This window comes from Bacteroidales bacterium (assembly GCA_022647615.1).
GTDB lineage: Bacteria > Bacteroidota > Bacteroidia > Bacteroidales > UBA932 > Egerieousia.
On sequence record JALCKZ010000001.1, the window covers coordinates 2,163,512 to 2,186,185 of the forward strand.

14 protein-coding genes and 2 pseudogenes are annotated in these 22,674 nt (G+C 42.6%); 10 read left to right on the top strand and 6 right to left on the bottom strand.

Features of this window, described 5'->3' with window-relative positions:
• Window positions 1–36: 36 nt before the first annotated feature.
• The gene (locus LKM37_09300; protein MCI1721179.1) at window positions 37–873 is read left to right on the top strand and encodes a hypothetical protein; all 837 of its coding nucleotides are present in this window, start codon (window positions 37–39) and stop codon (window positions 871–873) included.
• Window positions 874–1,024: 151 nt separating this feature from the next.
• Here the strand turns inward: LKM37_09300 and LKM37_09305 are convergent, their stop codons facing one another.
• The gene (locus LKM37_09305) at window positions 1,025–2,848 is read right to left on the bottom strand and encodes a beta-N-acetylhexosaminidase (GenBank protein MCI1721180.1); all 1,824 of its coding nucleotides are present in this window, start codon (window positions 2,846–2,848) and stop codon (window positions 1,025–1,027) included.
• Between the two features lie 301 nt (window positions 2,849–3,149).
• Between LKM37_09305 and LKM37_09310 the strand changes: the two genes are divergently transcribed.
• The 8 genes and pseudogenes from LKM37_09310 to LKM37_09345 all read left to right on the top strand — a co-directional run bounded on the left by LKM37_09310 (window position 3,150) and on the right by LKM37_09345 (window position 17,197).
• Window positions 3,150–4,271, top strand: coding sequence for a DUF4434 domain-containing protein (locus tag LKM37_09310; protein ID MCI1721181.1), 1,122 nt, complete (start codon window positions 3,150–3,152; stop codon window positions 4,269–4,271).
• Between the two features lie 117 nt (window positions 4,272–4,388).
• Window positions 4,389–5,858 carry a sugar porter family MFS transporter gene (locus LKM37_09315; protein MCI1721182.1) on the top strand — a complete coding sequence of 490 codons (1,470 nt, stop codon included), beginning with the start codon at window positions 4,389–4,391 and terminating at the stop codon, window positions 5,856–5,858.
• 73 nt (window positions 5,859–5,931) lie between these two features.
• Complete coding sequence (locus LKM37_09320; protein MCI1721183.1) at window positions 5,932–7,098, top strand: AGE family epimerase/isomerase; 1,167 nt, start codon at window positions 5,932–5,934, stop codon at window positions 7,096–7,098.
• Window positions 7,099–7,158: 60 nt separating this feature from the next.
• Window positions 7,159–10,314 carry a TonB-dependent receptor gene (locus tag LKM37_09325; GenBank protein MCI1721184.1) on the top strand — a complete coding sequence of 1,052 codons (3,156 nt, stop codon included), beginning with the start codon at window positions 7,159–7,161 and terminating at the stop codon, window positions 10,312–10,314.
• A gap of 22 nt (window positions 10,315–10,336) precedes the next feature.
• Window positions 10,337–11,998 (top strand): RagB/SusD family nutrient uptake outer membrane protein, encoded by a 1,662-nt coding sequence (locus LKM37_09330; protein MCI1721185.1) that lies wholly within the window; start codon window positions 10,337–10,339, stop codon window positions 11,996–11,998.
• Entirely contained in the window at window positions 11,989–13,716 is a 1,728-nt protein-coding gene (locus tag LKM37_09335) for a DUF5018 domain-containing protein (GenBank protein MCI1721186.1), read from the top strand. Before LKM37_09330 ends, LKM37_09335 begins: the two co-directional genes overlap by 10 nt.
• 86 nt (window positions 13,717–13,802) lie before the next feature.
• A complete protein-coding gene (locus LKM37_09340) occupies window positions 13,803–15,215 on the top strand; it encodes a family 10 glycosylhydrolase (GenBank protein MCI1721187.1) in 1,413 nt (470 codons plus the stop codon).
• Between the two features lie 205 nt (window positions 15,216–15,420).
• Window positions 15,421–17,197: pseudogene (locus LKM37_09345) on the top strand (calcineurin-like phosphoesterase family protein).
• A gap of 48 nt (window positions 17,198–17,245) precedes the next feature.
• Here LKM37_09345 and LKM37_09350 read toward each other — a convergent pair.
• The 5 genes and pseudogenes from LKM37_09350 to LKM37_09370 form a co-directional block, all read right to left on the bottom strand.
• Window positions 17,246–18,115: an SGNH/GDSL hydrolase family protein gene (locus LKM37_09350; protein ID MCI1721188.1), complete on the bottom strand. Its 870-nt coding sequence runs from the start codon at window positions 18,113–18,115 to the stop codon at window positions 17,246–17,248.
• Between the two features lie 12 nt (window positions 18,116–18,127).
• Window positions 18,128–18,295: pseudogene (locus tag LKM37_09355) on the bottom strand (lysophospholipase).
• Between the two features lie 274 nt (window positions 18,296–18,569).
• Entirely contained in the window at window positions 18,570–19,661 is a 1,092-nt protein-coding gene (locus LKM37_09360; protein MCI1721189.1) for a family 10 glycosylhydrolase, read from the bottom strand.
• On the bottom strand, window positions 19,634–20,173 hold the full coding sequence (locus LKM37_09365; GenBank protein ID MCI1721190.1) for a family 10 glycosylhydrolase: 540 nt from the start codon (window positions 20,171–20,173) through the stop codon (window positions 19,634–19,636). The genes LKM37_09360 and LKM37_09365 overlap by 28 nt, the downstream gene beginning before the upstream one ends.
• Window positions 20,163–21,200 carry a phosphodiester glycosidase family protein gene (locus LKM37_09370; protein MCI1721191.1) on the bottom strand — a complete coding sequence of 346 codons (1,038 nt, stop codon included), beginning with the start codon at window positions 21,198–21,200 and terminating at the stop codon, window positions 20,163–20,165. The genes LKM37_09365 and LKM37_09370 overlap by 11 nt, the downstream gene beginning before the upstream one ends.
• A 247-nt stretch (window positions 21,201–21,447) precedes the next feature.
• Here LKM37_09370 and LKM37_09375 point away from each other — a divergent pair, with 247 nt between their 5' ends.
• Window positions 21,448–22,653, top strand: a complete 1,206-nt coding sequence (locus LKM37_09375) for an ROK family transcriptional regulator (protein MCI1721192.1) — start codon at window positions 21,448–21,450, stop codon at window positions 22,651–22,653.
• Window positions 22,654–22,674: the final 21 nt, after the last annotated feature.

The window sequence follows — 22,674 nt, forward strand, 5'->3', positions numbered from 1 at the left end:
TGATAAAAAATTACAAATTTTAAAATGAAATCATTTATGAAAAAGATATTTTTAATATTAATGGCAGTTGCGGCAGGTGCATTTTTCACCTCATGCAAAAGTATAGACGGGACGGTTTACAAGCCGACAGATGTAAGCGCATCTTTCCCATCTTCCGTTATTCAAATTAATATGCTCCCTGCGGACGGCAACAAATTCCAGGTTCCGCTGTGGAGAGGAAATAAGAACGGCGCGGCATCAGTTCCGGTCACGATAGATGACCCGTCGGGAGCTTTCACCCCATCATCAACTTCTTTTGATTTTGCTGATGGAGAGTCAGTTGCATACATCACATTCTCTTATGCAGACCTGAATAATTTTACTGGAGCGGCAAATGATATCACAATCACTCTAAAAAATGATTCTGATGTTTCCGTTTCCGGCATATCTTCTACTCAGGTACAGGCCAAGAGAAAGCTGACTATGAAGCTGATAGGCAATGGCACATATCACAGCGACTGGCCGGAAGAAGATTGGTCTCAACCCGTTTATGAAGCGGAAGAGGCTCATTACTATGAACTTCCTGACTGCTTCTATAATGACGGATATTCTGCGGCAAAGGGCTACACAATTTGCTTCTCAATAAGCAAGGGCAAAGTAATTTGGCCTGACGAGCAAAACACCGGAGTTTACAGCAGCGGAAGAACCAGCAAAATGTATTTGACTGTAGGCAGTGTAAAACTTACAGGACGCGTAGTTGAAGCTACCGTAGATTACCACTTCCCTGGTGCTGCAAACACAGCCAAGAGATGGTATGAAGGCGGAAGCGCAGCTGATCCTGCATATCCGGAAAGATTCACTTTCCCAGACAGTTATACAATGCCAACAGATTAAAAAATATTCCAGCTGTTGCAGGCAGTAATACTACTGTTTGCAATAGCTGAAATTAAATTTGACAGGTTAGGTTAAAGAACAATATTTAAGTGGAAAATGCCGCCCCAAAAGGACGGCATTTTTTTGTTAGAAAAACCTTCTTTAATAATAGTTACTTATCGGAACCGTCAAAAATATGTTTGGCGTAGTTGTAATTGTACAAATCGTAGAACTTGCGCATACTGTTCATTCTCAACAAGAAAGACTCATAATTTTTGTTCTGGGGCTGGCTCCATTGAACTTCGCACAAAGCAGCAAGACGAGGAAGTATCATATACTCAGCTTGCTGGAAAGTAGGAATATATTCCGTCCATAAGTTTGCCTGCAAACCGCGAATATGTTTTGATTCCTCTTTGCTCAATGATGAAGGGACAGGTTCATAACTGTAAACTTGCCGGACAGGAATGTAGCCCCCTATTGCAAATGGCTCTTTATCAACATTTTTAGCCTGATAATAATCAAAGTATAAATAAGTGTTAGGAGCCATAACCGCATCATGTCCGTTGCGCACGGCAGTCATTCCTCCAACCTCTCCCTGCCATGACATAATAATGTCATCCTTGGCCAGGTCACCTCCTTGAATTTCATCCCATCCAATAATCTCACGCCCCTTTGAAGCAAGATATTTGTCAATGCGTCCTGTGAAATAGTACTGCAACTTGCGGAATGCATTGCTCTTTGCATCTGTCTTATAACCCTCTTTCTCAACAAGTTTCTGGCACAAAGGACATTTTTCCCAATTACTCTCCGGACACTCGTCACCTCCGATATGAATAACTTTCCCAGGGAAAATTTCCATCAGTTCATCCAAAACTCCTTTAACAAATTCAAAAGTTGTCTCTTTGCCAACGCACAAAATTCCGTCAGAAATTCCCCACTGAGTCCAAACGTCTCTTGGCTCTCCGCTGCAGCTAAGCAATGGATATGAGGCAATTGCAGCAGTCATGTGGCCCGGCATATCAATTTCAGGAACTATCGTGATAAACCTCTCAGCCGCATACTTTACAATTTCCTTTGCCTGCTCCTGTGTATAAAATCCGCCATAAGGCTTGCCGTCCCATTTACCTGGCAATTTGCCAATTACGGTCTCTTTTCTCATGGAACCTATCTTGGTCAAATTAGGATATTTCTTAATCTCAATTCTCCAGCCCTGATCATCAGAAAGATGCCAGTGAAAAGTATTGCAATTGTGAAGAGCAAGAATATCAATGAATTGCTTAACCTCTTCAACGCTCCAAAAATGACGTGAACAATCCAGCATCATACCCCTCCACGCAAAACGCGGAGCATCAGATATTTGGCAGGCCGGCACTGTTATGCTTTTGTAGTTCCCGACAGTTTTTTTTGCATTGCCAGACGTTGCCACAGTCTTTGCCTTTGCAACCGGCAGCGCCTTGCGCAAAGTCTGAAGTCCGTAAAAGACACCCGCATCCGAACCACCGTCAATCACGATTGTCTTCTCAGCAACCATCATCTTATATGCCTCCTTATTTTTAGAAAGGCACATTCCCTCTTCATTATTGCATTTTGCATCCTTGCCGTTATGCATGTGCTCACCATCATGAACTCTCAGCACAATAGCATTCTGCAACTTACTGAAGCTCTTGTACATGCCGTAATGCTTCTGACCAGGTGCAGCTGGCTTGTCAAACGGTTTAATTGCAACCTCAATCCCCGTAGCATCCTTAATATACTGCTGCAAAAACTTGGCGTTGCTCACCATCTTGGCATCAGCCGCATCATAACGGACAACCGTAGAACTACTTAACACAAAGCTCTTTGCAGGAACTGCAGAAGTAGCAGCATTCCCCGCAGAAACAGAGGTAATCTCCATAGGTTTAGGAATCACCTGATTAAAATCCGCCTTGCCGCTCTGGGCAAGCGCGCTGCCAACAAACGCTACACACATAACAAACGGTAAAAAAATCCTTTTCATATCCTTTAAGTTTAAATTATCCAAAAGCCAAAAGTACGTCGTAATAACCAATAATACGCCGTAATAACCAATAATACGCTGTTATATCCAATATCACGTCGTCATATCCAATATTACGCTGTCATATCCGGTAATACGGCGTTACAGCATTTGTACATTAACTGTTACAAAAATAAAAATTATTTTTTGAAATGCAAGCATTAATAAATTTTTTTATTATATTTGCTTTACAAAGCAAGAGGTTTTATTAACATCTTGCTCCTAAACTAAAGATTGAATTAACCTGTAAAGGGACTTTATTATGACAGATTTTAATCGCAGAGATTTTATTAAGAAGGCTGCGCTTGCAGCTTCAGCGGCCGTTGTAACTCCTTCACTTCTAAATGGTGCGGAGCGTACGGCAAATATCAATTCTATTATCGGCGGTAAAGGCGGAGATGGGGTAAGCGTTGGAGAATTTGGCAATAAGCTGATTGTTCCAAAGGAGAATGGCATACGCATTACGGGTACTTTCCTGGATGAGATTTCCCACGATATTCCTCACCAGAACTGGGGGGAGAAGGAATGGGACCGTGATTTCAGATACATGAAAGACATTGGCATTGATACAGTTATAGAGATTCGCTCAGGTTACAGAAAGTTCATTACATGGCCAAGTCCATACCTATTAAAGAAAGGGTGCTACATGCCTTCAGTTGATTTGGTAGATATGTTTTTGAGGCTTGCGGAAAAGTACGGAATGAAATATTATTTTGGACTTTATGATTCCGGAAGATACTGGGACACAGGAGATATGACATGGGAGATAGAGGACAACAAATATGTCATTGATGAGATTTGGAAGATGTATGGGAGCAAGTACAAGAGTTTCCAGGGATGGTATATCAGCGGAGAAATCAGCCGCCGTACCAAGGGCGCTATCAGCGCTTTCCATCAAATGGGCAAGCAGTGCAAAGATGTTTCCGGCGGTCTTCATACTTTTATTTCTCCATGGATTGACGGAAAGAAAGCCGTAATGGGAACCGGCAAAATGACTAATGATCAGGCAATTTCAGTGCAGGAGCACGAGAAGGAGTGGAATGAAATATTTGACGGAATTCATGATGTTGTGGATGCTTGCGCATTCCAGGACGGTCACATAGATTATGATGAGCTGGACGCGTTTTTCTCTGTAAATAAGAAACTTGCAGACAAATACGGAATGCAGTGCTGGACAAACGCAGAGTCATTTGACCGCGACATGCCTATCAATTTCTTGCCTATTAAATTTGACAAGCTGAGAATGAAGCTGGAGGCCGCAAAGCGCTGCAATTATGACAAGGCCATCACTTTTGAGTTCTCACACTTTATGAGCCCGCAATCTGCTTATTTACAGGCAGGCCACCTGTATGACAGATACAAGGAGTACTTTAATATAAAGTAATATTAAGCTCCCGACAGAAAATTACTAAGCTCATTATTTAAGATTTTACTTAACCTTTTATTTAAATATTACCTGACCTGTTCTTTTAACAAAACAAAACAACTTATTAATTAACTCATGAAAAATCAGACAAATACGGGGTACATTGTTTTTCTGGCAGTGGTTGCCGCAATGGGAGGAATCCTGTTTGGTTATGATACGGCTGTAATTTCAGGTACAGTATCCGATGTTGCCAAACAGTTTTCTCTCAACACAATGCAGCAAGGCTGGTATGTCGGTTGCGCGCTAATCGGCTCAATAATAGGAGTTTCTGTAGCCGGTCTTTTGAGCGACGGACTCGGCAGAAAAATCACAATGCTTATCTCCGCCGTCTTTTTTTCATGGACTGCAATAGGTTGCGCGATCTGCACCACTTTTCCGCAACTGGTCATTTACAGGATGATAGGAGGCTTCGGCATAGGTATTGTTTCTATAGTTTCCCCTATTTACATCTCTGAAATATCAGTCGCAAAATACAGAGGCACAATGGTATCCATGTATCAACTTGCCGTAACAGTAGGTTTTGTACTAGCATACATTATTAATTATTGGATACTACAAGCCTCTGTAAGCGGGCAGTTCACATCTCCGTTTTGGAACAGATTATTTGTAACGGAAACATGGCGCGGAATGCTTGGCGCAGAGATAGTTCCGGCACTTTTATTCTTCCTGATAATCTTCTTGATTCCGGAGAGTCCGCGCTGGCTTATTATTAAGAATCGCGATGGTAAAGCACTTGGGGTTTTAGGAAAAATATACAGGACAAAGGAAGAGGCTCAGCAACAGCTGGAGTATACAAAGTCTATATCGTCCTCAGCAAACAACACAGCATCAGCAATAAAAGAGAATACAAGCAGTAAAGCATCTGGCAGCAACAACACAAGCAGCACAAAATCAGAGTGGAAACAGCTAAACACCAGAGGGATGCGCAAGGCGCTCTGGATTGGAATTGCAATTGCAATGCTTGGTCAGTTCATGGGTGTTAATGCAGTTTTGTATTACGGCCCTTCAATTTTCCAGGATGCCGGACTGGACGTAACTCACTCTTTGTTCTCTCAAGTACTTGTAGGTCTTGTAAATATGGTCACCACAATTATTGCGGTAATAATAATAGATAAGGTAGGAAGAAAGAAACTTGTTTACTGGGGAGTATCGGGAATGATTCTATCTCTTTTAATGATAGGCTTTTACTTCCTGTTCAAAGATTCAATGGGACTTCCAAATTTGTTCCTGCTAATCTTCTTCTTGTTCTATGTTTTCTGCTGCGCCATCTCAATTTGCGCCGTTGTATTTGTCATATTATCAGAGATGTATCCAAACAGCGTCCGCGGACTTGCAATGTCAATTGCAGGACTTTCTTTGTGGATTGGCACCTATTTAATTGGACAGCTGACTCCTTGGATGCTGGAGAATTTAACCCCTGCGGGAACATTCTTCCTGTTTGCGGCAATGTGCGTTCCATACATATTAATAATGTGGAAGGGAGTTCCGGAGACAACAGGCAAGACGCTTGAGGAGATTGAACAATACTGGAAATCAAAGGATTAATAGATAAATATTTATAATCCCGATAGTTAATCTGTCGGGATAAAAAAGAATATATACAACTTAAAAATAACTTATGAACTTTAAAAAATTGGCCGACCAATACAAGTCGGAACTTTATGACAATGTCCTCCCTTTTTGGCTGGAACACTCTATTGACAAAGAGTTTGGAGGATATTTCTCCTGCTTAAACAGAGACGGCAGCGTATATGACACTGACAAGTTCATCTGGCTGCAGGGGCGTGAAGTCTGGTTATTCTCAATGCTTTACAACAATGTTGAAAAGAGACAGGAATGGCTGGACGCTGCAGTTCAGGGTGGAGAATTTCTTAAGAAATTTGGTCACGACGGGAACTACAATTGGTACTTCTCTCTTAACAGGGAGGGCAAGCCGCTTGTACAACCTTACAACATTTTCTCAGACACTTTTGCAATCATGGCTTTTGGACAGCTTGCGCTTGCAACTGGTAATGAGGAGTATGCAGAGATCACAAAGAAGACTTTTGCAAGAGTTCTGGAGAGAAGAGGAAATCCAAAAGGACAGTGGTGCAAGATTTATCCGGGCACCCGTCCAATGAAAGACTTTGCGCTTCCTATGATTCTATGCAACCTGGCCCTTGAAATTGAGAAACTTATGGACCCAAAGACACTTGATGAGACAATAGATATTTGCCGTCATGAAGTGATGGATGTTTTCTATCAGAAAGATTTGGGACTGATTGTAGAGAATGTAAATGCAAAAGACAACTCGCTTCTTGATTGTTTTGAGGGACGCACAATTAATCCCGGACATTCACTGGAGGCTATGTGGTTCATGATGGCGCTGGGTGTCAGAGCAAATGATAAAGAGCTGATAAATAAAGCAATAGAGATAGCTTTAAAGACCATAGATTTTGGATGGGATAAAGAGTACGGCGGCATATTTTATTTTATGGACCGCAAGGGTTATCCTCAGCAGCAGCTGGAATGGGACCAGAAACTTTGGTGGGTTCATCTGGAGGCTGCAATCACTATGATTAAAGCTTATCAGCTTACCGGCAACAAAGAGTGCCTAAAATGGTTTGAGAAAGTTCACGATTATATGTGGAAACATTTTAAGGATACTAAATACCCGGAATGGTTTGGATATCTGAACCGTCGCGGAGAAGTATTATTACCTCTTAAAGGAGGTAAATGGAAAGGATGTTTCCATGTTCCAAGAGCCATGTATCAGATATGGCAGATTCTGGAGAAATGCCAATAGAATCTAATTTACAGAGAGATATAAAAATCAAACAAAATAAAATAACCAAAATCATTACCTATGAAACAAGCTAATTTAAAAAGAAGCCTTTGGAGCGTGATGCGCAGGTTATTCACAATTCTTTGTGTAATAACAATTTCTGCAGCAGCTTACGCACAGAGACAACAAGTTAGCGGTACTGTTTTAGACTCAGACGGAGCACCGCTGCCCGGTGCTTACGTTGTGATTAAAGGTACTACTAACGGGGCGACTACAGGACTTGACGGACGTTATAAAATAACGGCCAAACAGACTGATGTCCTGGTATTTACATTCATCGGCATGAAGACTCATGAAGAGAATGTCGGAAGACGCGCGGTCATTAACATTAAGATGGAATATGAGGCTAACAAGCTGGAAGATGTTATTGTAGTTGGATACGGCACAAAAACCAAGACTACTCTAACAGGCGCTGTATCAGCGGTTAAGGGAGATGAACTTCTTAAGACTCCTGCAACCAATGTATCCAACATGCTTGCAGGCCGCGTAACAGGACTTACAGCTGTACAGGAATCCGGACAGCCAGGTTCAGACCACGCCTCTTTGAACATCAGAGGTTCTCAATATGGCGTTACCTACATCGTAGATGGTATGCCTCGTTCAATCAATGACATAGATCCAAATAACATTGAGAGTATCTCCGTATTAAAGGATGCTGCTGCCGCTGCGGTTTACGGACTTCAGAGTGCAGGAGGTGTTATTATTGTTACTACCAAACACGGTAAAGTTGGTGAGAATCAGATTACTTATGATGGAAGCTACGGTATTTCAAAAAATGCAAACTTCCCTACTTTCCTTAACGGACCTGAGTATGCTTACTACTATAACAAAGGATTGGAGATGGACGGATATTCCCCAATATTCACTGATGATATGGTAGCAAAGATGACTAACGGAGATGATACTGACGGATGGGCAAATACAAACTGGATTAAAAAAGTATTTGGGACCGGTCACAATCAAAAACACACCGTTACCGCAACCGGAGGCAATGACAACATAAAATACTTTGCCTCACTAGGTTACATGGGACAAGATGGTAACATCAAGAACTTCACATACAAACGTTACAACTTGCGTTCAAACATTGACGCACAGCTTGCAAAAAATCTTAAGATGACTTTTGGAGTTGCGGGACAATATAGCAAACAGGAGCGTCCGGGATTTGGAGCAGGTGGCGGAGAAGGAGGCAGCGGAAGTGATGAATGGATGTCAGTGGCACGTCAGACTATTGCCGCACTTCCTTTCCTTCCAACAACTTACAACGGTCTTCCTGTTGCATCTCCTAATAAATACGGACAAGGCTCAAGCCCAATAGCGGCTACTGAACTGTCGGGATACAATAAGAATTTCTCTTTAGACTTGCAGACAACTTTGAATTTGGTTTACAGCGTTCCTTGGGTTAAAGGGTTGGAAATCAAAGCAAACGGCTCATGGGACCACGGCTACAGCTACAGCAAGATTCTTGCAACACCTTATTACGTAATGCAAGCTGCTCTTCCAAGTGCCTCAAGTACAGATATTTCTTACTCAAAAATGATGGACGTACGCAACGTTACATACAACACTTTGGGAGAAGGAACTTCTCGTTATACAAGCATGGTTGGAAATATCGGCCTATACTATAATCACACATTTGGGGACCACTACGTTGATGTAACGTTAGTTGGAGAGGAAAGAGATAACAGGTCAAACAATTTGGCCGCATACGGAAAGAGTCTTCCATTTGTTGAACTTGCAGAACTAGACTTTGCAACCGCAGCTGACAGTCCAATTTCAGGTATGAGTTACCACTCACGTACAGCAGGTTACGTTGGCCGTATCAGTTATGATTATGCAAAGAAATATTTTGTTGAACTATCCGGAAGATATGATGCTTCTTACAGATTCAATGGAATGAACGGTTCAAGATGGGGATTCTTCCCTGCCGCTTCTCTTGGATGGAGAATGTCACAGGAGCCTTGGCTAAAAGATGTACAATGGCTTGATAATTTAAAGATTAGAGCATCCATCGGAGAGACCGGAGATGATTCAGTTTCACCATACAAATTCCTAAATCTTTATAGCGCAACATCACCGCTTTATTTGAACGGAACACGCTACACTACTTTGTATGACTCATCAGTTGCAAATCCTTATCTAACATGGGAGCGCGTTAAAGCTTACAACGTTGGATTTGATGCCTCTATTTTCCATGAATTGTTGGGAATTGAATTTGATATGTTCTACAACTACAATTATGATATTCTTCAATCAATGGGCGGCAACGTACCAGGCTCAGTTGGTTCATATTACAAAGATGTAGAGAACTACAGCAAGATGGATACCAAAGGATTTGAGCTTAAACTTACTCACAAGAACTCTATAGGCAGCGGCAGTAACGCATTCAATTACAGCATTGCGCTTAATTTGTCTCATGCCTATACGCGCTGGCTTAAGTATCCCGACAGTCCTAATGAACCTGCTTATCAGAGACTTACAGGTCATCAGGTTGGAGAGATGCTAGGTTGGGTAGCAGAAGGGCTTTACAGAAGCGAGGAAGAAATTGATAATTCCGCATGGCCATTTGGACAACGTCCAAGAGTTGGAGATATCAAATACAGAGATATAAACGGAGACGGAGTTGTTGAATATCAGGATAAAGTATTTACCGGACGTTCCAATACCCCTGTACTTCAGGGCGGTCTGTCAATCGATGGTTCTTGGAAAGGATTTGATTTCTCATTCCTGTTCACGGGAGCTACAAGATGTGACGTATCACTAACCGGTACATATTACAATGGAAATGATGATAATACGGTCTATACGGAAACCTTCAAAGAGGGAGGCAACTCTCCTAAATGGCTGGTTACCGGAGCATGGACGGAGGATAACCCTAACGGAAAATATCCTCGTCTAACCGTTTCATCACCAACCAATAACAACGGTCTTGCTTCTACTTTCTGGTATAAGAACGGAAAATATTTGCGTCTAAAATCTGCGCAAATTGGATACAACGTTCCTTCTAAGTGGCTAAACTACATTAAAGTAAAGAGTTTACGCGTTTACATAGAGGGCACAAACTTGTTTACATGGGACGGCCTTCCTAAAGGAATTGATCCTGAGTCCCCTGGTGTAAATAACGGATATTATCCTCAGCAGCGTACATTTATGTGCGGTCTAACTATCACATTATAAACACTATAATAGGATGAATATTATGAAAAAATATACATTATTATCATTGATTGCATGTGTAGCTCTGCTGCTGAATTCTTGCAACAGCTATATGGATTTGACACCAACAAATTCACAATCTGACAAGATGTTGTTTGCAGATGCAAATTATACAGAACTGGCAGTCAATCGTTTTTACCACTTCATTGATGCAATGGGTCAATTTGATGTTGGCCAATCATCTGTCGGACTAACAGAAGGAATGACAGAGACTTTGAAGTATGGTTGCACCACATTAAATACACACATGTGGTTTGCAAACCAGATTGCTTACGCAGAAGATGGTCTTCCTGCTTCAACGGCAGCATTTTTCCTGGGAAGCTGGGACCTTCTATATGGCTATATATCACAAGTTAACATAGCTATCAGAAATATCGACAAGTACGCTGCTTATGATGACGCAACAAAGACTCGTCTTCTTGCAGAGTGCAGATTCTTCAGAGGCTGGCTGTATTTTGAAATTCTAAAACGCAGCAAGCAGTGCATTTTAAGAACTGAAGATTTGGACAATACATATCAGTATAACATGCCGCTAAGTTCAGAGGCTGATTGCTGGCAATATGTTTATGATGAGCTGGAATTTGCTGCTACAAATCTTCCGGAGACAAGTGCTACGGGACGTTTGACAAAGTACGCCGCTTACGGAATGCTTTCACGTGCAATGCTTTATGCAGAGCGCTGGCAGGATGCTTTTGATGCTGCTTCCGCAGTTATCAAGTCTGGCAAATATTCATTAACCGCAGATTACAAGACAGCTTGGTCAACAACTGCAGCACAAGGAAATACTGAATCAATCATTGAATATCAGTACAATCTGAGCGGAGTAACTCACAGCTTTGACCTTAACTTCTCACCCGGCGGAGACGCAGGAATTGTAACGGGAGCTCTCGGCACCCCTACTCAGGAAATGGTAGAGATGTATGAAAAAGCTAACGGAACACAAGTTGACTGGAGCGAGTGGGATAACGCCACAACTACAGCTACAACAGCTACCCCTCCTTATGATGAACTTGAGCCAAGATTCGCAGAGACAATTATTTACAACGGCTGCACTTGGAAAGGACGCACTATGAATATCACCACGGATGCAGCAAGCAAAGATGGTTACATAGCATGGAAAGAGAAACCTCAGACAGGCGGCAAGACAACCACAGGATATTTCTTAAGAAAACTTGTAGATGAGACTCACGATATGTCTGTAAATGACCGTGCTACATCTCCTTGGATTGCACTGCGCTATGCGGAAGTTTTGCTAAACGCTTCAGAAGCAGCATATCACATCAGCGGCAAAGAGGCTGACGCAAGAACTTACATGAATCAGGTACGTGCAAGAGTTAATCTTCCACAGAGAAATTACTCAGGCACAGATCTTTTGGCTGCCATTCAGCATGAGAGAAAAGTTGAGCTTGCATTTGAAGGACAGCTTTATTGGGACATGCGCCGCTGGAAACTTTCAGCTACCGCTTATACCGGAACAAGAGTTCACGGACTAAGAATTGACAGAATTGGCGGAGTCCTTAATTACACTTATGTTGACTGCGACGGACAAGACAGATACTTCCCGGCAAGATTGTATCAGATTCCTATGCCGGAAGATGAGTTGCAGAACAATACCGCTGTACAACAATTTGAAGCATGGAGGTAATTATTATGAAACAGATGAAAAAATTTATGATGATAATGCTGGCGTTTGCAGGAATTTTTGCAAGCTGCCAGAGTCCTCAGGATTTCACACCAACAACTGAATCTCTTGGACTTACAAGCGTTTCAGCTATGTTCAATTCTGGAACATATAAGGGAAATTCCGCAGCAACATTTACCGCCACGGTTTCTGACCTTACTCAAGATATTGTAATTAAAATACCTTATTATTACCCGGAAGAGAGCAATAATCAGGTTACTGATATTACTAGCATGAAGGTCTATGCAACAATGGATTACAACTGCTTTATAGAGCCAAAGCTTGGCATCTTGGACCTAACCCAGCCAAACTATTTCACCTATACGGACGGCCGCGGAGAGCAGCATAAAATCTGCATCAGGGGTGAAATTGTTAAACTGTCGGGAAACAAAATACAAGCTTTCTCTGTCACAAACCCTTCACTTACAGGAATTGTTGACAACACAGCTAATACAGTTACCTTCCCTGTCGGCGCAGGTGTTGATGTGAGCGCAGTTACACCTTCCATCACTCTTGACCCTCACGCAACCTCTAATTATGACGGAGTTGCAACGATGAACTTCTATAAGGACACGCTTGTAACTGTTACCGCTCAGAACGGAGATAAGAGAGAATATAAGATTGTTCTTAAACAGCCGGAGAAAACTTCTTACGGATTCCGCTCAGGCTCAGAGACTTTATTGTGGAGCAAACAAGCCTCTGCAATTGGCTCGCCTTACGAGGTTTTGAACAATGTATCATTGGCTGTATGCGACGGTTATGTTGTAGTAAACAGCAGCAACGGCACAACGCCGGTTTATCTGGACCTTGCAAATGGCTCAGCCAAAGGGAGTATCAACCTTGGCTCTGCTGACGCATCGGGTTGCGTAAAGAATGATGATGCAGGCAATATGATAATCTGCAACTATTCTGCTACTGAGTTTAAGATTTGGAGAACTAACAGCGTTAAAACAGCACCTACATTATTGCTTTCTTATACTATTCCCGACGGATTCCCTCTTGGATACAAAGTACGCGTTCACGGAGATTTGGACGGAAACGCTTTGATAGTTGCAACTGTAGAAGGCATTGACGGAGTGAGTGTTAGCAATGATATTGTTTACTGGACAATAACTAACGGAACTGTTGGTGCACCGGTTAGAGCAACCACTTCCAACATTGGAGCAACTCCGGGCTGGGGAGCAGGTCCCGGCAACAACGCAGATGTCTCTCCTCTTTCAAACAACATTGCCAACGGTTTAATGGCTTCATGCTATGACAGCGGATATGATAATCTGTACTTTGTTAACGGAACTTCATTTGCGGGAAGCGTAATGCTTGGCCCTCAAAGCGACGGAACAGGCTGGGGATACAACAACAATTCAATCGGCACAGTTACCTTTAACAAAGCCGTTTATGCAGCATTGCTTTGCACTTCTCACTTCCCTCAATGGGGTATGGCTCAGTTGCTTTACATGTATGATGCAAGCAATCCAAGCTCATTTGCAGGAACTGTAGATGCAACAACACCAATGGCTTACAAACCAACATTAACTTCATACTACTCAACCGGAGATGGAGTTGGAGCTTGCGGAGATGTTGTACTTTATTCAACACTAGATGGTTACATGATGTATATGGTTTACATCGAGCATAACAATGATGCCATCGAATGCTTCAAATTTGACTGTATTAAGCAGTAGGGTTATATAAGTTGGAAAACTCCCGCCCCACTTTACGGCGGGAGTTTTTTTATTTAAATTTACATAGTGAAAATCATTTAAATTAAATGAAAAGAATATCAAGTAATTGTCCCTGTTTTGCGGTGCGGTTTTTAGTTTTAATTTTCATCGCGACAGTTACACTTTTCTCCTGTACAAAGGGAAACGACGACCATTTCGTATACCCAAAGGGAGATACGACAAGCAAGACAACTACCTTAAAACCAAGATATTTGTGGATTGACGCAGCAGCAAACTTTAAATCTTATGCAAATTCAAAAGATAATATTGCGGCAGATTTAAAGCTGGCTTATGACGCGGGATTCACAGACATTGTAGTTGACGTGCGTCCTTCCGAGGGAGATGTGCTGTTCAAAACATCTGCTGAGCGGCAGGTTACAAAGCTTGATATTTGGGAGGGTTCATCATATCGCTTCTTTGAGAGAACGGCAACATGGGATTATCTTCAGGCGTTTATAGATGCGGGGCATGCGCTTGGTCTTAAAGTCCACGCTGCAATCAACACATTTACGGGAGGTTGCAAGTATATGTACGGACTTGGAGAGCAAGGCATGCTGTTTAGAGAATCCTCCAGAAAAGATTGGTGCACATCAATTAATACTGCATCAGGAATTGTGAACGAGATGGATATTTCCGACCCTTCTACATACGGAACAAAATTTTTAAATCCGTTAAGGGAAGATGTACAGAACTATATTCTACAAATGCTCAGAGATTTAGCCGCATATAAAATTGACGGCATATTCCTGGACCGCTGCAGATATGATGATGCATCTAGCGATTTTTCTGACTACACCCGCGCAAAATTTGAGGCATACATTGGAACAACTGTCGGGAACTGGCCAAATGATTGCCTGGCATATAATACTGACCCTAGCTCAGTTACAAGCGCCACTGCTCCAAAGTACATGAAAAAATGGCTGGAGTTCAGAGCAAAAACCATATATGATTTTGTCTCAAAAGCACGTGCGGCAGTAAAGGCCGTTAACCCGTCAATACAATTTGGAACTTACGTTGGAGGCTGGTACTCAAGTTATTATGAAAGCGGAGTAAACTGGGCAAGCAGCACTTATGACACATCTTTATACTATCCAAACTGGGCCTCCGCAGATTATAAAAACTACGGTTATGCAAGTCTGCTTGACTTCATGCTGATTGGCGCATACGCCACTCCTTCAAATGTTTATGGAAGCACAGAGTGGACTATACAGGGCTTCTGCAAACAAGCCGGAATAGTAATTAACGGCGCTACAAAATACGCAGGCGGACCCGATGTCGGCAACTGGTACACAGGCGGACAAACGCCTGCAACACTCAGTCTTGCAGTTACAAACAGCGTAGACGCCTGCATCAATTCAGGCAACGGCTACTTCTGCTTTGACATGAGTTCAGTAAAAGCGAACGGCTACTGGGATGAACTAAAAGCCGGGATTGACAAATACAAAGCTGCAAATAAATAATAGTTCCCTCGCAACTTTTTACATATATTTGATTCACAATAAGTTAGTTTATAAACATACTGAGATGAAAAAAATTAAACAACTGATTTGCAATTACATACAAAAAGTTCCGTTGGAACTTTTACTTGTGCTGGCATCAATAAATATTGCAAATGCACAAAGCGTTGTTAAGTCATTCTCCAACAGAATGGTAAACGGATTTGTCATGTGCAATGGAAACGGGGTGGAAGGGGTTGCGGTAACTGACGGATACAACGTTACCTGCACCAACAAGACAGGTTATTACATGCTTGAAACAAATCAGGATGCAAAGTTCATAAGCATCTCTACCCCTGCAGGATACACAACATCACGCAACGGTTCCAGACCTGCGTTCTACCAGGAAATAAGCAAGAACAATGTAAAATCAAATGAAGGAAATGATGGCTGGCCGCGCAATGACTTTGAAATCTTTAAGAACCAGGATGAGCACCATATCTTTGTTGCCCAAGCAGACGTGCAGGTAACAAGCAATAAGGAACTAGATATGTATGAGCCAATTGTGAAGGATATCAATGAATTCATGTCAACATACGTTAACGGAGCATATTCTAGTTTAAGTAATAATCAGACGCAGAATACGAGCGCTAAAAAGAGTAAAAAATCTAAACGCGGAAGTAAGAAAACCACAAATACAATCAACACAAATATATTAACAGACATATCTGTCGCGAGTGAAAAAATAGATATTTTTGGAGTGGACTGCGGAGACATGGTTGGAGATTCACCGCAGCTTTTCCCAAGATACATAGAGATTCAAGACCGTCTTAATATGCCTATTTTCAAAACAATAGGCAATCATGACCAAACTTACGGCGGCCGCACATTTGAGACGTCATACTCTACTTTTGAGAAATATTTTGGACCTGTCCGCTACTCTTTTAACAAGGGGCAGGCTCACTACATTTTTTTGGATGACAATTTTTATATAGGTCGCGACGGAGATTACATTGGCTACATTGATGAAACTACGTTCCGCTGGCTAGAGCAAGATTTGCAATTTGTGCCAAAGGACAAAATAATATTCCTGGTAATTCACATGCCGACCTCTCTTACAAAACAGCAGCAGCCATTCCAGTTTGACTTCAATTCACTTGCAGATCAGCTGGTTAACGCAGAACATTTGTACAGCGTTCTGGCAGGCCGCAAGACACATATCATATCGGGTCACATGCATTATAATCTGAACATTGACCACTCGCTCATGCCGTTTGCAAAAAATAGTAGAAGCACTGCTGTTAATACAGGCAATGCAAAAGGTAATTCGCAAATCAAGATTGATGATGCAAACGGATGCCTGCAAGGTACTGATATTTATGAACATAACATAGCGGCAGTCTGCGGCACGTGGTGGTGCGGTGCCCCCTACCCCGGCAAAATTTGTCTGGACGGAACACCTCAGGGCTACGCAATATTTGATGTCAACGGCAAGAATGTCAAATGGTTATACAAAGGCGCAGGACTGCCGGATTCATATCAGGCAAAAGCTTACTTAAAAGATGCAGCCACTTCTGCACTTCTGCCACTTCTGCTACTTCTGCTACTTCTGCTAATGCTGCACTTCTGCTACTTCTGCTAATGCTGCTACTGCCACTGCTTCAACCGCAACATCCGCAAGTTCCGCAAGTTCTGATAAAGAGCTAATTGCAAATGTTTGGAATTTTGATGAGGGATGGAAAGTTGAGTGGTACCTGAACGGGAAATGCATGGGCAGGATGGAGCAATACACAGGCAATGACCCTGATGCAGAGGCGCTTTGTTCTGACCGAAGCAAAATAAAATATGACTGGATAGCCCCAATGCCAACAGAGCATCTGTTCCGCGCAAGGATTCCGGCAGAGTTATTGACAGGCAATCAAAACGGCAACAAGCACACAGACAATCAAATAGAGGTTGTTGTCACAGATCGCTTTAACAGAGAATACAAAGCAGCTGTAAAATAAAAAAGGCAACCTCTTAGTAGAGGTTGCCCTATTTTTTAATAAAATTAACTACTTAAATGCGCCCCCCACAGCCCAGCCGGTAACTGTAGAAATGTACGGAGCTATCAGCATTGCCATCTTCTTTTGTCCCTCATAATTAGGATGTTCAGACGCTCCAAGGTCAGTTGTATTATTACAGTAATCTTGAAAAATTGCAGCCAGGTGCAAGTTGTTTGAACTGCCCTCAACAAACTCCGCAACATAGTCAAAACAAGGGCCTTGCACGCGCGGAGCAATGCATATAATTGGAATATTACCATACATTTTACGCACCGCAGCAACTATCTGCGAATAAGCCTCTATAAAATCTTTTTTATCTGGATAAGGCTCCGTGCCAAAATCATTAGTACCCAGGTTAATCACCGCAACATCAGGCTTTTGAGAGTCAGAGGCATAATCATATTTATTATCAGCCACATCCCCAAGATTGCCTTTGCTGCCTGAATTATTTCCGCTATTGGCTAGCATTTCGGCAGCAATTTTTGCATGTCCCGGCTCATCAAAAATATTAAACATTTTATCTCTCATATTCCCGACAGATACTTTCTTTGGGTCTCCCCAGTTGCGTACGACTCCCCTACCGGAATGTGCAATTAAAGTGTAATCAGCATGAAAGTAACGGCTTAATATACAGCCAAATGCCTTGTTGCAATTTTCTGTTGCCGCAAAGAAATCTTCTTTGCCGGAGAGAGATTCAGTGCCATATCCGCAAGTCAGCGAGTTGCCAATAAATAAAATGCGGCGTTTCTTGATAGGATTATTGGCACCAAGTTTTACATCGGAACAAGATTTATCCCTTGCAATAATGCTTGACGATTTTTTATTTTCTTGGATAATTTTGCCGTCGGGAGCTAAAAGGAATTCATGAAGAGTAGTCATACCCTGCTCACCCTCAGTACGTTTCTGAATGAGCAAAGTATGCGGTCCCTTAGACAAATTCTCAGCAAGCACAACTGTTGTGTCATTGCCGTGCGCAATAGCAACCTTGCTTAACACGCCGTCAATGAAGACATTATAGTAATCACGTCCGGTATCTGAAAGCCGCACTGCGCAATAACCTCCTGTAAACTTGAAAGTTGCATGAACGCCGGCCCAGTCAAAAGAAACGCTGCCGGAGTTTTCTTGTTACCGGACTGCATGCTGCCGGCAGATTGCACATTTCCGCTACTGTGAAAAAGCACCCTTCCGGAGTAAGTTATCTGAGGGTCAGAGGCTTTCACGATTTTAACCGATTGTCCCTTCTGTTCAGTTTGTGCGCATACATTGCCATTAAAAGCAAAAGCCGCAAGTGCTAATAAAGAAATTGCCATAATATTTTTCATGGTATATATAATTATCTACTGCTCAATGCATTTTTAAGAGGTCCCCACCAGCCATAATGCACAATATGACTCATATCAAAAATCATCACGCCTCCGTCACAACCGCCGCCGGTAACTACATCACTCGCCCCACTTACACTATTTGCAACACTTGCACTATTTGCAACACTTGCACTATTTGCAACACTTGCACTATTTGCACTACTTGCACTACTCGCACTACTCGCACTACTTGCACTACTTGCGCCACTGCCCAACAGCACATGCATGTTACTTACAAATCCATTAACGTTGCCGCGATAAACTGATACACAGATACTTCCTGTCAACGGCACAGCACCTCGCAACACATCTTTTACGGCTCCGATGTTTCCGGCGGAAATGTTTTCATAATAGAAACCGCTCATATAAACATCCAGCAATTCCGCATACCCCTGCTTGCCATATTTAGCTGTAGCCCAAGGATATTTTCTAATTACTCTTGCAGGAGCAATTGTAGTTGCAGGCAATTTTACCATTTGGGCAGACAAGTCATAATGCTCTGATGCCCAATTAACTCCAACGTTATAATAGCTGTCATACCAGGCACCTGTATAAACTCCAACTTTTAAATCCGGATTAATTTCCTTCACTTCTTTTCTAGCTCGCGACAGGAATTCTTTGATTACATGTGCTCTCCATTCCAGCCATTTGCCATAAAGCTGCCCCGGCACAATATTCTGCTTATCAGCGTTATAAAGAGAATCCGCACGACCGCGGGACATAATCATTCTTACACGGCTGGCAACATCCACTCTTCCGCCAACAGCGCCATTGCCAACATTACCAATTGACACATAAGCCTTTACACTGTCAGCTGCCGCACTTGGATTCCAGCTGAAAACATCTTGCGGCCAATTTTTAACGGCATGTCCAATATATTTCTCAAACTTTTCCCTGGAAAGACTACTAAAATCAGAAGTTATATCATCATAACGCACTCTATCAAAGATAATTCCGTCAAGAGCTTTATACTTGCCAACAAACTCCTTAATGATAGACAACTCATAATCTTGCACTTGCGGGTCCGCAGGATTCAGCATGGCATTGTAATTCCAATACATCTGAGTATGGGAAAAATCTCATTGCGCCAGTAAACCTGTGATTGCCAAGAGCTTATATTAACAGCGCTTAAGCCTCCCTCAGCGCTCAAAGCTCCATTACTGATTTTGCGATTACTCTCACCGGCAAACAGAATTCCGCTGCGATAATAATTGTGACCTCCCGCAAAAATATTCATAGAGGCAAAAACTCCCATCCCGGATTTATGTCCCTCATCAATAACAAGTTGCACAAGATCATAATCAGGAGCTCTCCTAACGCCCATCCATTCACCCATATACGGAGCAATTTTACTCTGATAAGCAACCGTTCCCATGATTGACTTAACATCCAGCACCATATCTGTAACGCCCGCAACTTTCATTTTATCAATGTAATAGCGGACAGAATCAGCATCTGAGAGACGGGAATAATTTGCTTCAATATCCATCCACATGTATATGTGTCTGGTCTGCTGTGCATTCAATGGCATAGCAAAAAACAAAAGCAATATCAGAAAAGTTCTACTTTTCATATAGAACAACAGCAGTTGGCACGTTACGCTCTGTTCCGTCAGACGGAGAATTCAGCGCCTTCCCATCCTTGCCCACAATTTCAGAAGAGCCCCCACCATCCAGATTCACAGCACATACCGCACCCAATGAAATAAATTTTGCAGCAAGCTCATTCAATGTAAGCCCTATGCTTCCATTCTGATTGCGGCCATCGCAAACTATCACAATCACCTTACCATCAGAGGTTGCGCCAATTGCAGTACGAGGCTGTCGGGATAAACCTGCGGTTCCGCCTGCATCCAAAAGTTCACCCCAATATGAGGCAACCGCAACATTCAAGCTGTTTTTTACCAAAACAGGACCGCCTCCAATTGCCTCAGCAGGAGACCATTGCACCGCTCCGACAGATTTTGAAGTAACGGGAGAACTCAAATATGTTTTTGTTTGCTCATCATTCCCCATAGTTGAAGGAAACGCATAAGGCTTGTTCGCCTGGTCAGCAACGCAGTAAACCCACTGAGCCTCAAAGCTCCCGGAGTATGTAAGGCCAAAAGCACCACGCACAGGATAGGTCACGATAGATTTTCCTTTTTGGTCTGTGCAGTTGTAATCTGCCTGAGCTGCAATGCTTTTCACAATTCCATCATGAATCAGCAAGCTCAAAGAAGCTCCGTTATAAAAGTATCCGCCGTTGGTCACAACGTAAGGAGTCCCGGCACCCGAAGACTTGAACTGTGTAAAAATTCCGGATGGAGTTGATGCCGCAGATGGCTGATATGCAGCAAAATGCAGCTTTGTATTTGCTTTAGTATCCGCAATAGCAACCCATCCCACACACTTAGTCCCGTCTGAAAAGTTCTCTGTAAACTGGCTGACACTCAATCCTGTAGGATAATTCGTAGTAGTCCCGCTGCCAGTACCGCCGCCGGAACTGCTCCCACCTCCTGAAGGATAAGTAAACGTACCGCTTCCTCCGCTGCCACCGCCGCAAGACGCCAGCAACGCCGCCATCGTGAATAAAATCACTGCTCTAAAATTCCTTCCCATAACATCTAATTTTATAACGCCGTAATAACCAATATAACGTTGTCATATCCGATATGACGTTGTAATATCCAATATAACGTCGTCATAACCAATATGACGGCGTGCAATCTTGGTTCACAAATTTATGTAAAAACTTTATAAAGTAGCCTTTAGAAAATAAAAATTTTTATCTTTGTGAATAGCAAACATAAACGGCGTTTGCAAATGATAAAGACAGCACCATGAACGTACTGTTAAACAGAGGATTATGACAGAAACTTTTTTACGCCAGGCTGAAGAGGGAAATAAAAATGCCCTTTTGAAGCGGCAGATTATTGGTCTTTACATCACCGGCGGGGACTTCAGCATTACTGATTTAAGCAAGGAGCTTAACTTATCCGTCCCTACGACCACCAAACTTATTGGAGAGCTTATAAATGAGGGCTTTGTGCATGACTATGGCAAGCAAGGCCGCAGCGGCGGAAGGCGCCCAAATATTTACGGACTTAACCCGTACGCCGGCTATTTTGTCGGAGTTGACATTACTCAAGACTCTGTAAACCTGGGTATTATAAACTTCAAGGGGCAGATGGTATTTTATAAAGGTGCCGTTCATTTTAAAATTGATAACACTATTCAGTCTCTCGACAGACTTTGTACTGTTGTAAAGAACTTTATATCAGAGAGTAAGATTGTCAAGAAAAAAATACTTTCAATAGGTGTGAATCTGTCGGGACGCGTAAACTCAGAAACCGGCTACTGCTACAACTACTATTTTGAAGAGCGTCCGCTATCTGTTTTGCTGGAGGAGAGAATGGGATATCCCGTTCATCTAGAGAATGATACGCGTGCCATGACTTATGGCGAATATATGTGCGGAGTCGCAAGTAACGAGAAGACAATGCTTTTCATCAACGCCAGCTGGGGCCTTGGAGTCGGCATCATAATAGACGGCAAGCTATATTACGGAAAATCAGGCTTTTCCGGAGAGTTCGGACACTTCCCTATGTTAGACAATGACGTTCTTTGTCGCTGCGGAAAATCCGGCTGCCTGGAGACCGGCGCATCCGGCTCAGCGCTGCACAGACTATTTCTTGAAGCCTTAAAGCAAAAGAAAATATCCTTATTATCAGATAAATACGCCAAAGGAGAAGACATCTCACAAGAAGACATACTGCGCGCCCTGAGGCATGAGGATATACTCGCGATAGAAATCATGGAGCAAATTGGAAATACACTTGGCCGTGCGGTTGCAGGACTAATCAATTTGTTCAACCCTGAACTAATAGTCGTCGGCGGAACACTCTCAGTAGCAAAAGATTATCTAATGCTGCCGCTAAAAAGCGCCATCAACAAATACTCCCTGTCCCTGGTCAACAAAGACACCACAATCAAAACCAGCAAGCTCGGCGACAAAGCCGGCGTCACAGGCGCCTGTTTCCTGGTCCGCAGCAAAACCCTGGGGTTACTTTAATCTTACGCCTAATTACCGTGT

Bases quoted from the DNA above. Each gene is read 5' to 3' on its own strand.
- LKM37_09300 (MCI1721179.1), top strand. From the start codon at position 37: ATGAAAAAGATATTTTTAATATTAATGGCAGTTGCGGCAGGTGCATTT.
- LKM37_09305 (MCI1721180.1), bottom strand. From the start codon at position 2,848: ATGAAAAGGATTTTTTTACCGTTTGTTATGTGTGTAGCGTTTGTTGGC.
- LKM37_09310 (MCI1721181.1), top strand. From the start codon at position 3,150: ATGACAGATTTTAATCGCAGAGATTTTATTAAGAAGGCTGCGCTTGCA.
- LKM37_09315 (MCI1721182.1), top strand. From the start codon at position 4,389: ATGAAAAATCAGACAAATACGGGGTACATTGTTTTTCTGGCAGTGGTT.
- LKM37_09320 (MCI1721183.1), top strand. From the start codon at position 5,932: ATGAACTTTAAAAAATTGGCCGACCAATACAAGTCGGAACTTTATGAC.
- LKM37_09325 (MCI1721184.1), top strand. From the start codon at position 7,159: ATGAAACAAGCTAATTTAAAAAGAAGCCTTTGGAGCGTGATGCGCAGG.
- LKM37_09330 (MCI1721185.1), top strand. From the start codon at position 10,337: ATGAAAAAATATACATTATTATCATTGATTGCATGTGTAGCTCTGCTG.
- LKM37_09335 (MCI1721186.1), top strand. From the start codon at position 11,989: ATGGAGGTAATTATTATGAAACAGATGAAAAAATTTATGATGATAATG.
- LKM37_09340 (MCI1721187.1), top strand. From the start codon at position 13,803: ATGAAAAGAATATCAAGTAATTGTCCCTGTTTTGCGGTGCGGTTTTTA.
- LKM37_09350 (MCI1721188.1), bottom strand. From the start codon at position 18,115: ATGACTACTCTTCATGAATTCCTTTTAGCTCCCGACGGCAAAATTATC.
- LKM37_09360 (MCI1721189.1), bottom strand. From the start codon at position 19,661: ATGTATTGGAATTACAATGCCATGCTGAATCCTGCGGACCCGCAAGTG.
- LKM37_09365 (MCI1721190.1), bottom strand. From the start codon at position 20,173: ATGAAAAGTAGAACTTTTCTGATATTGCTTTTGTTTTTTGCTATGCCA.
- LKM37_09370 (MCI1721191.1), bottom strand. From the start codon at position 21,200: ATGGGAAGGAATTTTAGAGCAGTGATTTTATTCACGATGGCGGCGTTG.
- LKM37_09375 (MCI1721192.1), top strand. From the start codon at position 21,448: ATGACAGAAACTTTTTTACGCCAGGCTGAAGAGGGAAATAAAAATGCC.